Below are 10,438 nucleotides of genomic sequence, written 5' to 3'. Positions count from 1 at the left end.
CCCCAAACGGTACGCGGCCGCCCCGGCGGGGCCCCCCCCCGGGGCCGGCGCGGGGGGTGGTGGCGCGGCGCGGCGGGGCGTCCCCCCGGTTGACGGCGGGGGGGGGGCCCCCCCCCGCGCCCCACCCCTCCGTCGGTCGTCGGCAGCGCGCTCGCCTCCGCCCGGGGGGAAGGGCGAGCAGTTTCGCCTCGCGGCGTGGCCGCGCGCGGCGACGGACTCGTCGTACCGTCGGCGCGCGCAGCCACCGCCCGGTCAGAGCCGGGCCAGCGCCCGGCGTAGCGGGTCGAGACCCAGGGCGCCCAGGTCCAACGCCTGCCGGTGGAACTCCCGCAGGTCGAAATCGGCGCCCTTGCGGGCCTTGGCGTCCTCGCGGGCCTGGAGCCAGATCCGCTCACCCACCTTGTACGACGGAGCCTGCCCCGGCCAACCCAGGTAGCGGTTCAGCTCGAAGCGCAGGTTCTCGTCCGGAACCCGGCAGTGCGCCCGCATGAACTCCCAGCCCAGCTCGGGCGTCCACCGTTCGCCCGGGTGGAACCCGAACGGATTGTCCTTCGGGATCTCCAGCTCCAGGTGCATGCCGATGTCAACGATGACCCGTGCCGCGCGCATCGCCTGGCCGTCGAGCATGCCCAGCTTGTCGCCCGGATCCTCCAGGTAGCCCAGCTCGTCCATCAGCCGCTCCGAGTAGAGCGCCCAGCCCTCACCGTGCCCGGAGACCCAGCAGAGCAGCCGCTGCCAACGATTGAGCAGGTCGGCCCGGACGGCGGTCTGCGCCACCTGGAGATGGTGACCCGGCACGCCCTCGTGGTAGACCGTTGTCACCTCTCGCCAGGTGGAGAAGTCGCTGATGCCCTGCGGCACCGCCCACCACATCCGACCCGGGCGGGAGAAGTCCTCACTCGGGCCGGTGTAGTAGATGGCGCCGTCGCTGGTCGGGGCGAGGCAGCACTCGATGCGGCGGACCTGCTCGGGGATGTCGAAGTGGGTGCCGTGCAGCTCGGTGATCGCCTTGTCGGCCAGCGCCTGCATCCAGTCCCGGAATGCCTCCTTGCCCTGGATGGTGCGGGCCGGGTCGGCGTCCAACCTGGTCACTGCCTCGTCGACGGTGGCACCGGAGCCGGCGATGCGCCCCGCCACGACCCGCATCTCCTCCTCCAGGCGGGCCAGTTCGGCGAAGCCCCAGGCGTACGTCTCGTCCAGGTCGACCTTCGCGCCGAGGAAGTACTGCGAGGCGAGCTCGTAGCGCTCCCGGCCGGCGGCCTGCTTGTCCCGCCCGTGCGGGGCCAGCTCGGTACGCAGGAACTGGCCGAACTCGGCGGTAGCCGCGGTCGCCGCCGCCGCGCCCCGACGCAGTTCCGAGCCGAGCGTGCCCTCCGCCCCGAGCCGCTCGACCAGCCCGTGGAAGAAGTTGTCACCGGTCGGGTCGACCCAGATGTCACACTGCTTGGCCACCTCCACCAACTGCACCTTCGAGCTGACCTCGCCGGCGGCGAGCGCCTCCCGCAGCGTGGTCTTGTAGCCCTCCAGCGCGGCACCGAAGCCGTTGAGCCGGGCGGCGATGTTGGCCTGGTCGTCGCTGGTCGTGGTGGGCATCAGGTCGAACACCATGCGGATCTCGTGCAGCCCGCTGGTGATCACGCTGACCTCGCTGGTCACCTCACCGGCGTCGTACCGGGCGAGGTCCAGCCCGAGTCGCTCCTGCATGGCCTCCTTGGCGGTCCGTTCCGATTCGGTCTCCGGCTCGGTCACCTCCAGCTCGGCCAGGGTCCGGCGGGTGAGGTCCGCGCGCGCCCCGTAGCCGTCGGGCGAGAGGTCGTCGAGCTGGTCGTCATGGCCGGCGATGCCGACGAAGGTCGCGCCGGTGGGGCTCAACGGCGCCCACTCGGCCACGTAGCGGTTGGCGAGTTCATCAATTCGTCCCACGCTGCGACCCTACGTGACCACCCCACCCCCGTGTCGCGGACGTTTGCCGTGTTGGAGCTGCGGATTCAGGCACGGCGTGATCGCCGAAAGGCGCGCGACTTTGTCGGACGTTTGCGGCAGAGTGTCAGGGGTGACCACCGATACCACTCCTGACAAAGCTCCGGTCCGCGCCTGGCTGCCCGGCTTTGTCGCCCTCGCCGCGATCTGGGGTTCCAGCTTTCTCTTCATCAAGGTCGGGGTGGCCGAGCTGCACCCGATCCACCTCACCCTCTACCGGGTCGTCGCCGGCGCGTTGACTCTGCTGGTTGTCCTCGCCGTGCTGCGCGACCGGCTGCCCCACGAGCCCCGGGTCTGGGCGCACCTGACCGTCGTCGCAGCCTTCGGCGTGGCCGTGCCGTTCACCCTCTTCGGCTACGGCGAGCAACGGGTCGAGTCGATGCTGGCCGGCATCTGGAACGCGACCACGCCGTTGATCGTGCTGCCGCTGGCGGTGCTGGTCTTCCGCACCGAGCGGCTCACCGTGCGCCGCGCGGTCGGGCTCGGGTTGGGCTTCGTCGGGGTGCTGGTGGTGCTCGGCGTCTGGGAGGGTATCGGCGGGGCGCACTTCACCGGGCAGCTCATGTGCTTCGGTGCGGCGGCCTGTTACGGCGTGGCCATCCCGTACCAGAAGCGGTTCGTCGCCGACAGCGCGTACTCAGGCTTGTCGCTCTCCACCGCGCAACTGCTGCTCGCGGCCGCGCAGCTGGCCATCGTCGCTCCCTTCGTCGCCGGCCTGCCGCCGCTGCCCACCGAGCTGTCGGCGGGGGTGGTGGCAAGTGTGCTGATCCTCGGCGCGCTCGGCACCGGGCTCGCGTTCGTGATCAACATGCGCAACATCCGGGTGGCCGGCGCGAGCACCGCGTCCACCGTCACGTACCTGGTCCCGATCTTCGCGGTGCTGATCGGTGCGCTGGCGCTCGACGAACGACTCAACTGGCACCAGCCGGTCGGCGCGCTGATCGTGCTGCTCGGGGTCGCGGTCTCGCAGGGAATGTTCAGTCGTCGCCGGAGCACCCCGGTCGTCGGCGTCGGCGCTCCCGCCACACCCGCCGCCGAACCCGCCCGCAGCTGACTGACCACAGTGTCGACCAGCGCGGGGATCAGGTCCGGCTGTGCGTCCAGGCCACCAGTTGCTCCGCCGACCAGGTATTGATCACGCGGTCGGCGGGGACGCCGCAGAGAGCGGCGCGCTCACAGCCGAACCGTTGCCAGTCGAGTTGGCCGGGCGCGTGCGCGTCGGTGTTGATGGCGAACCGGCAGCCGGCCTCCAGGGCCCGACGAATCAGGCGCTTCGGCGGGTCCTGCCGCTCGGGCCGAGAGTTGATCTCGACGGCGGTGTCGTGCTCGACGCAGGCGGCGAAGACGGCGTCCGCGTCGAAGTCGCTCTCCGCCCTGGTCCGCGCGCGGTGCCCCCGATCGCCCGGACCGGTCACCCCGGCCGGGCGGGACGACACCATCCGGCCGGTGACGTGCCCGAGGATGTCCAGGTGCGGGTTGGCGACCGCCTTGAGCATGCGCCGGGTCATCTTCGACCGCTCGTCCTTCAGGCCGCTGTGCACCGAGCCGACCACCACGTCGAGCCGCGCCAACAGGTCGTCGTCCTGGTCCAGGGAACCGTCGGCGAGGATGTCCACCTCGATCCCGGTGAGGATCCGGAACCCCTCGGGCAGCGCCGCGTTCACCTGCGCCACATGGTCGAGCTGCCGGCGCAGCCGCTGCGCGGTCAGCCCCCGGGCCACCGTCAGCCGGGGCGAGTGGTCGGTCAGCACCAGGTACTCGTGGCCCAACTCCACCGCGGCCAAGGCCATCTCCTCGGTGGGTGAGCCGCCGTCGGACCAGTCCGAGTGGGTGTGACAGTCGCCGCGCAGGGCGGCGCGGAGCGCCGTGGCCTCGGCGTCCAGATCGCTGCCCTCGGTCGCCACCAGACGGCGGAGATAGACCGGTTCCTCACCGGCGAGGGACTCCGCCACGCAACGGGCCGTGACGTCACCGACCCCGGCCAGGTCGGTGAGCGTGCCGTTGCCGGCCCGTTCGGTCAGCTCAGCCGCAGGCAGGCCGGCCAGCGCCTTCGCCGCCGACCGGAACGCGCGTACCCGGTAGGTGGCCTCGTTCGCCCGTTCCAGCAGGAAGGCGATCCGGCGCAGGTCGGCGATGGGATCTCTCGCGTGAGCCATGTCAGGGCGCCTTCGGGCAACCGTGCTGGCGTTGCCACGCGGTGACCTCGGTGACCGGCTCCCGGTTGCCGCCGCGCCGCCAGGAGTCCAGATAACGCGCCGGCCAGATCACCCCGCGCCGGATCCACCAGCCGTCCTTGCCCGTGCACGCCGGCGAGATGCCGAAGTGCACATGGCACACGTTGTTCGCGTTGCCCGTGCGGCCCACCTTGCCGAGCTGCTGCCCGGCACGGACCCGCACCCCGGCGTCGACCCCGTCGGTCACGACGCTCAGGTGCGAGCCGTAGTAGCGCACCCCGTCGTCCCCGAGCAGGGCGACGGACAGGCCGCCGTTGTCCGGGCCCTGCGGCCCACGCTTGCGGTACCGGTCCACTCGGCTCACCTCCAGCACCGTCCCGTCGGTCACCGCCACGAACGGCTCACCGCAGTCGGCGAAGAGGTCCGTCGCCGGGTACGCCCCGTGCGTCGGGTGGTAGTCGACGTCGTCGGCGCGTACCGGAAAGACATGCTTCAGCCCGGTGCGGGGTGCCGCCGCCGACGGCCTGGCCGACGACGGCGCCGGGGAACTCGGATCGGTCGCCGCCGGTATGGGCGGCGGCTGCGACGCCGGCTGGTCGGCGGTCGCCCAGACCGAAGGTGGCGTCGGCGCTGCGCCGTCGGGCACCCCCGGCCGGGTGGTCGCGCAGCCGGCGGCCAGCACCGGGGCGAGCAACAGCAGGATCGGGTACGCCGGACGAGCGCGGCGGCTGATCGTCGGCGAGGACATCCGGTCATCCTGGCAGAGCCGGTACCGTGGGCACGAGCGGCACGCGTGAGGGAGGGCAGCGACGGTGACCATTGCCCGACCCGAACCTGGCCCCGATTTCGGCGCCGCCCGCCCGGTTCCGCGTGCCCCGTCGGGTCTCTTCCCCTCCGGGCCACCACCACGGCCCACCTACCGCGAACCGCACCCGGTCACCGGCGGTGGTGTCGCCGCCGGAGGCGGCGTGGCGGCCGGTTGGCTGCTGCTGTTCGGCCTGCTCGGCACCGACGTGGCCAGCTACGCCTGGTGGACGGTGTTCGCCGGGCTGCTGGCCTGGGCCACCGCCCTGGTGCTGATCCGTTTCGGCGACCGAGGGGTGGCCACCGGGGTCGCCATCGTGACGGCGGGTGGTTGGAGCATCGCCGCCGCGGTGGTGGCGGTCCGCTGGGCCACCAGTGGTGACTGGCCGCTGTGGTGACCGGCGCGGACGGGCATCGAAACGGCGCCCGATGACTGCACCGAGTGCCCGGTTGGATGCGTAGCGAACGCCGTCTTGACGTGGCCGCCGAGACTCGGCACGCTCGCAACTATGGCCTGGACCACTCCCCGGCAGGATCCCGATCGCAATCGCCGTCGACTGCAGTTGCTGGCCGAGTTGGCGGGCGCCCGGGCGGTCCGCCAGCGCAGCCGACCGCAGCGGCAGCGCACCGAGCGTCTGCGCCAGCTCATCGCCACCCGCCGTCGAGTCGTCGGCTGATTCGACTTTGTCAGGAATGACCCGCCCTTCGGGGCGTTGACGGGTCGCCCGCCGACCCGACCGGCTAACGTGCACGCGTAACGAGTCGACGCTGTGTCGAGGCTATTTGGGGGGACCGTGTCGTACTTCGCTGCGGCCGTGGTGCGCGACGACAGTGGCTGGACCGCCGCCGAGGTCAGCCTGCGTGGCGCCGCCGACATCGACGAGGTTGCCGACCGGCTGCGTGACGTCGACCAGGAGGCCGACGTGTCGCTGCTCTTCGTCGAGGCCGACGACGCGTACCTGGTGATCCTGCGCCTGGACGAGGGCGAGGACCTGCGGGTCTTCGGTTCGGACTCCGCGTACGCGGAGGAGTCGCAGCTCGGGTCGCTGCTGGTCGGTGACCTGAAGACCTCGGTCACGGGGCTCGACGGTGACGACGAGCCACGCCCGGTGAGCACCGGCGACGAGGAGAGCGAGCAGCCCGTCGTCGACCCGGAGGCCGATCCGGTCGGCGACGCCGACCTGCTGGCCAACCTGGGCATCTCCGCGCAGAAGCTGCTGACCCTCTGCACCCACGAGGGAATGATGCCGGCGGACGTCACCGCCGAGATCTGCCAGGTGCTCGGCTGCGCCGACGAGGTCGAGGAGCTGCGTGAGGTCTGAGCCGGCCGACGCCACCGATCCATCGCTGGAGTCGATCCGACCGGGCCAGCCGACCCCCGGCGCGGTGCGCCGCGCCGGGCCCGGCGCGCACGAGGGCCTGGCCGACCTGGGTGAGGTCGGCCGACGACAGCGGCACGAGCTGTGGATGCGCCGAGCCCTGGAGGTGGCCGTCGCCGGTCCACCCGTCGACGACACGGTCAGCACCGACGTCGACGACGTGCCGGTGGGGGCGGTGCTCTACGGGCCGGACGGCACCGAGTTGGCCACCGGACGCAACGAACGCGAGCTGACCGGCGACCCCACTGCCCACGCCGAGGTGCTGGCCCTGCGCCGGGCCGCCGAGCGCACCGGTCGGTGGCGGCTGGACGGTTGCACCCTGGTGGTCACCCTCGAACCGTGCACCATGTGCGCCGGGGCGCTGGTGCTGGCCCGGGTCTCCACTGTCGTGTTCGGTGCCTGGGAGCCCAAGACCGGCGCGGCCGGATCACTCTGGGACGTGCTGCGGGACCGCCGGCTCAACCACCGCCCCGAGGTCTACGGCGGGGTGCTGGAGGCCGAGACCGCCACCGTCCTGCGCGCGTTCTTCCGCTGAGGCCGGGTCGCCGGTCAGGCCGGCGGCAGGGTGACCGTGACGACCAGACCGCCGTCCGGTCGGGGCTGCGCCTCGGCGGTGCCGCCGTGCGCCCGGGCCACCGCGCGGACGATGGACAGCCCCAACCCGAAGCCCCGCGCGCCGACGACCCGCTCCCGCGACAGCCGACGGAAGGGCTGGAACATCGTCTCGACGTCGTAGCCGGGGACGACCGGGCCGGTGTTGGTCACGGTGAGGGTGGGTCGGCCGGAGACCAACCCGGTGCGCACCTCCACCCACCCGTCGGCAGGCAGATTGTGGCGCAACGCGTTCTCCACCAGGTTGAACGTGAGCCGCTCCAACAGCACCGGGTCGCCGCTGGTGGGCGCCGGGGCCAGGGCCCGCCGGACCGGCACGCCGGGTATCTGCTTCCCGGCCTGGTCGGTCGTGTGCGCGCAGACCTCGGCCAGGTCGACCGGCGTACGCTCGGTCAGCTCGTTCTCCGAGTCGGCCAGGGTCAGCAGACCGTCGATCAGCCGCTCGTGTCGTTCGTTGACCGCCAGCAGCGACTCGCCCAGTCGACGGGTTTCCGCCGAGGCGTCCGGGCGGGTGATGGCCAGCTCCACCAGGGCGCGGTTGAGCGCCAGCGGCGTGCGCAGCTCGTGCGAGGCGTTCGCCACGAACCGGCGCTGCCCGTCGAAGGAGCGGTCCAGCCGTTCCAGCATCTCGTCGAAGGTGTCGGCGAGTTCGCGTACCTCGTCGGGAGGTCCGGTGAGCGCGATCCGCTCGTGCAGGCCACGGCCGGCGGTGTCCGCGCCGGCGATCCGGCGGGCCGTGCCGGTGATCTGGAGCAGGGGTTGCAGGGCCCGACCGGCGAGCAGCCAGCCGAACGCGATCGCCACCGTCGACACCACGATCAACGCGATGCCGCCCTGGGTGAGCAGCGACTCCAACGCGTTGCGCTTCGCCTCGTCCTGGACCTGCTGGAGCAGGGAGCGCACAGTGTCGATGTTCTGCCCGCTGGGCGTCGTGGGGCTGGTCTTCGGCAGGTCGCTCAGTTTCACCCCGAACGGCTGCGGCATGCGCTGATCCACGAGCACGTACGTGACGGCCAGCAGGACCACGCCGGCCAGCAGGAAGAGCCCGCCGTAGATGAGGGTGAGCCGGGCGCGGATCGTGAGGCGTTTCATCGGATCTGGTACCCCGCCCCCGGGATCGTCTCGATCACCGGCGGGTCGCCCAGCTTGCGGCGCAACTTCATCACGGTCACCCGAACGACGTTGGTGAACGGATCGATGTGCTCGTCCCAGGCGCGTTCCAGCAGGTCCTCGGCGGAGACCACCGCACCGTCGGCGCGCAGCAACTCGGCGAGCACCGCGAACTCCTTGCGGGACAGCGCCACGTGCCGGTCGTCCCGGCGTACCTCGTGCCGGGCCGCGTCGAGCTGGATGCCGGCGCGGCGCAGCGTCGGCGGTGCCGCCGGGCGGGCTCGCCGGGTCAGCGCGTGCACCCTCGCCGACAACTCCACCAGCGCGAATGGCTTGGTCAGGTAGTCGTCGGCGCCGAGCGCCAACCCCGCCACCCGCTCCCGGACCGCCGCCGCCGCGGTCAGCATCAGGACCCGGGTCTCCCCGCCCGCGGCCACGATCGCCCGGCACACGTCGTCGCCGTGCACCACCGGCAGGTCCCGGTCCAGGACCACCACGGCGTACTCGTTGACGCCGAGCCGTTCCAACGCGGCGTCCCCGTCGTACGCCACGTCGACGGCGAACGACTCCCGACGCAGCCACTCGGCGATGGCGTCCGCCAGCACGGTCTCGTCCTCGACCACCAGCACTCTCACCCCTCCATGGTGCTCGGGGTGCGGTAACGGCGGCATAACCGCCGACGGTAACGCCGGGGATACGCGCGCTGCCGTGCACTGGGTGCCGACGTCCGACGAGTCGCGTCGGACCCTCAGCGGAGGTGGACACCATGCGGCGACTGTTGCTCGCGACACCTGTCCTGCTCGCCCTGGCGCTGGCCGGGTGTGGCGCGGGAGACGACGACGGCGGCGGGGTGGCGACCGCCGGCGGGGCGTCGACAAGCGCCACGGCGAGCGGTGTGCCGGTCAGCGATGCGGACCGGCAGCTCGCCTTCGCCCGGTGCATGCGGGAGAACGGGGTGGACATGTCCGACCCGGAGCCGGGCGGCCGTCCCAACTTCAAGTTCGGCGCGGACGTGGACCAGCAGAAGGCCCAGGCGGCCCTGGAGAAGTGCCAGGACAAACTGCCGAACGGTGGGCAGGGACCGCAGCTCAACCCCGAGCAGGCCGAGCAGATGCGGACGTTGGCCAGGTGCATGCGGGAGAACGGGGTGCCGGACTTTCCGGACCCGGACGCCGACGGGCGGGTCCGCATCGGGACGCAGGGCAATGCGATCAACATCGGCGACCCGGCCATGAAGGCCGCGATGGAGAAGTGCCGGCAGCACGCGCCGCAGTTCGGGGGTGGCCGGTGACCGTCGCCATCCGACGCTCACGGTTGCGCGCTGCCGTCACCGGCGGCGTCGTCCTGCTGGTCGCCACCGTCGGCGTGGTCGCCGCGGTGGGCTTCGGCGGCGGCACCGACGGGGGCCGGGCCCAGGCGGGCAGCGTGCCACCCGCCACCGCCGCCGTCACCCGGCAGACCCTCGCCGACTCGGAGACCGCCGACGGTGAGCTGGGGTACGGCGCGACGCGTACCGCCACGGCGAAGCTCAACGGCACCGTCACCGCGCTGGCGGCCACCGGGTCGACGGTACGGCGGGGCAAGGCGCTCTACCTGGTCGACAACGAGGAGGTGGTGCTGCTCTACGGCGGGTTGCCCGCGTACCGGACCCTCGCCCCGGGGGTGGAGGGGCCCGACGTCGCGCAGTTCGAACGGAACCTCGGCGCGCTGGGCTACACCGGCTTCACCATCGACGACGAGTACACCGGCGCCACCGCCGACGCGGTCCGGGACTGGCAGGAGGACCTGGGCCTGACCGAAACCGGTCGGGTCGAGTCGGGGCGGGTCGTGTACGCCGACCGGGAGGTCCGGGTGGAGAGCCACCAGGTCGACGTCGGCGATCTCATCCAGCCCGGCAAGGCGGTGCTGACGTACACCGGCACCGGTCGGGTCGTCACCGTCGAGTTGGACGTGGACGACCAGCGGTTGGCCAAGCGCGACGCGAAGGTCACCGTGCGGTTGCCGGACGGCGCGACGGTGCCGGGCACGGTCAGCACTGTCGAGACGGTCGTCCAGGCCGGCGCGGCCGGCGCCAACGGGCAGGCCGGCGAGGCCGAGACGACGATCGAGGTGACGGTCGCGGTGACCGACCCGAAGGCACTCACCGGCTTCGACCAGGCCAGCACGGACGTCACGTTCACCGTCTCGGAGCGCCGCGACGTGCTCACCGTGCCGGTGGCGGCTCTGTTGGCGCTGGCCGAGGGCGGCTACGGCGTTCAGGTCGTCGATGGCGACGCGAGCCGGGTCCTCGCGGTGACCACCGGATTGTTCGCCGACGGGCGGGTGGAGGTCTCCGGGACGAGCCTCACCGAGGGCACGACGGTGGTGGTGCCGAGGTGA

At 72.3% G+C, this 10,438-nt stretch carries 12 protein-coding genes; 7 read left to right on the top strand and 5 right to left on the bottom strand.

Translation table 11 applies throughout. The features are described from left to right. Positions 1–252: 252 nt before the first annotated feature. Positions 253–1,923, bottom strand: coding sequence for a DUF885 domain-containing protein (locus ACZ6NZ_RS16690; RefSeq protein WP_465858857.1), 1,671 nt, complete (start codon positions 1,921–1,923; stop codon positions 253–255). A gap of 130 nt (positions 1,924–2,053) precedes the next feature. Between ACZ6NZ_RS16690 and ACZ6NZ_RS16685 the strand changes: the two genes are divergently transcribed. Next, a complete protein-coding gene (locus ACZ6NZ_RS16685) occupies positions 2,054–3,034 on the top strand; it encodes a DMT family transporter (RefSeq protein ID WP_465858856.1) in 981 nt (326 codons plus the stop codon). Between the two features lie 28 nt (positions 3,035–3,062). On the opposite strand, the gene ACZ6NZ_RS16680 is transcribed toward ACZ6NZ_RS16685, so the two are convergent. Both ACZ6NZ_RS16680 and ACZ6NZ_RS16675 read right to left on the bottom strand, forming a co-directional pair. Further along, positions 3,063–4,136 carry a PHP domain-containing protein gene (locus ACZ6NZ_RS16680; RefSeq protein ID WP_465858855.1) on the bottom strand — a complete coding sequence of 358 codons (1,074 nt, stop codon included), beginning with the start codon at positions 4,134–4,136 and terminating at the stop codon, positions 3,063–3,065. Between the two features lies 1 nt (position 4,137). Then, positions 4,138–4,902: a M23 family metallopeptidase gene (locus tag ACZ6NZ_RS16675; RefSeq protein WP_465858854.1), complete on the bottom strand. Its 765-nt coding sequence runs from the start codon at positions 4,900–4,902 to the stop codon at positions 4,138–4,140. Positions 4,903–4,966: 64 nt separating this feature from the next. On the opposite strand from ACZ6NZ_RS16675, the gene ACZ6NZ_RS16670 reads away from it, so the two are divergent. The 4 genes from ACZ6NZ_RS16670 to ACZ6NZ_RS16655 all read left to right on the top strand — a co-directional run bounded on the left by ACZ6NZ_RS16670 (position 4,967) and on the right by ACZ6NZ_RS16655 (position 6,872). Beyond that, a complete protein-coding gene (locus ACZ6NZ_RS16670) occupies positions 4,967–5,356 on the top strand; it encodes a hypothetical protein (protein ID WP_465858853.1) in 390 nt (129 codons plus the stop codon). 111 nt (positions 5,357–5,467) lie between these two features. Beyond that, a complete protein-coding gene (locus ACZ6NZ_RS16665; RefSeq protein ID WP_167362451.1) occupies positions 5,468–5,635 on the top strand; it encodes a hypothetical protein in 168 nt (55 codons plus the stop codon). A gap of 117 nt (positions 5,636–5,752) precedes the next feature. After that, entirely contained in the window at positions 5,753–6,280 is a 528-nt protein-coding gene (locus tag ACZ6NZ_RS16660) for a tRNA adenosine deaminase-associated protein (RefSeq protein WP_366612361.1), read from the top strand. 145 nt (positions 6,281–6,425) lie between these two features. After that, on the top strand, positions 6,426–6,872 hold the full coding sequence (locus ACZ6NZ_RS16655) for a nucleoside deaminase (protein ID WP_366612390.1): 447 nt from the start codon (positions 6,426–6,428) through the stop codon (positions 6,870–6,872). A 14-nt stretch (positions 6,873–6,886) separates the two neighbouring features. Here ACZ6NZ_RS16655 and ACZ6NZ_RS16650 read toward each other — a convergent pair whose 3' ends face one another. Further along, positions 6,887–8,041, bottom strand: coding sequence for a sensor histidine kinase (locus ACZ6NZ_RS16650; protein ID WP_465858852.1), 1,155 nt, complete (start codon positions 8,039–8,041; stop codon positions 6,887–6,889). Then, complete coding sequence (locus tag ACZ6NZ_RS16645) at positions 8,038–8,694, bottom strand: response regulator transcription factor (protein WP_366612357.1); 657 nt, start codon at positions 8,692–8,694, stop codon at positions 8,038–8,040. Before ACZ6NZ_RS16645 ends, ACZ6NZ_RS16650 begins: the two co-directional genes overlap by 4 nt. A 131-nt stretch (positions 8,695–8,825) precedes the next feature. On the opposite strand from ACZ6NZ_RS16645, the gene ACZ6NZ_RS16640 reads away from it, so the two are divergent. Then, positions 8,826–9,350, top strand: a complete 525-nt coding sequence (locus tag ACZ6NZ_RS16640) for a hypothetical protein (protein WP_465858851.1) — start codon at positions 8,826–8,828, stop codon at positions 9,348–9,350. Then, positions 9,347–10,438, top strand: coding sequence for a peptidoglycan-binding protein (locus ACZ6NZ_RS16635; protein WP_465858850.1), 1,092 nt, complete (start codon positions 9,347–9,349; stop codon positions 10,436–10,438). The genes ACZ6NZ_RS16640 and ACZ6NZ_RS16635 overlap by 4 nt, the downstream gene beginning before the upstream one ends.

This window comes from Micromonospora sp. NPDC047756 (assembly GCF_055587245.1).
The sequence above is the reverse complement of the archived record's forward strand: the minus strand, read 5'-3'. Positions and strand labels throughout refer to the sequence as shown.

Coding starts and splice junctions, on each gene's coding strand:
- ACZ6NZ_RS16680 (WP_465858855.1), bottom strand. CDS start 4,136: ATGGCTCACGCGAGAGATCCCATCGCCGACCTGCGCCGGATCGCCTTC.
- ACZ6NZ_RS16675 (WP_465858854.1), bottom strand. CDS start 4,902: ATGTCCTCGCCGACGATCAGCCGCCGCGCTCGTCCGGCGTACCCGATC.
- ACZ6NZ_RS16665 (WP_167362451.1), top strand. CDS start 5,468: ATGGCCTGGACCACTCCCCGGCAGGATCCCGATCGCAATCGCCGTCGA.
- ACZ6NZ_RS16655 (WP_366612390.1), top strand. CDS start 6,426: ATGCGCCGAGCCCTGGAGGTGGCCGTCGCCGGTCCACCCGTCGACGAC.
- ACZ6NZ_RS16650 (WP_465858852.1), bottom strand. CDS start 8,041: ATGAAACGCCTCACGATCCGCGCCCGGCTCACCCTCATCTACGGCGGG.
- ACZ6NZ_RS16640 (WP_465858851.1), top strand. CDS start 8,826: ATGCGGCGACTGTTGCTCGCGACACCTGTCCTGCTCGCCCTGGCGCTG.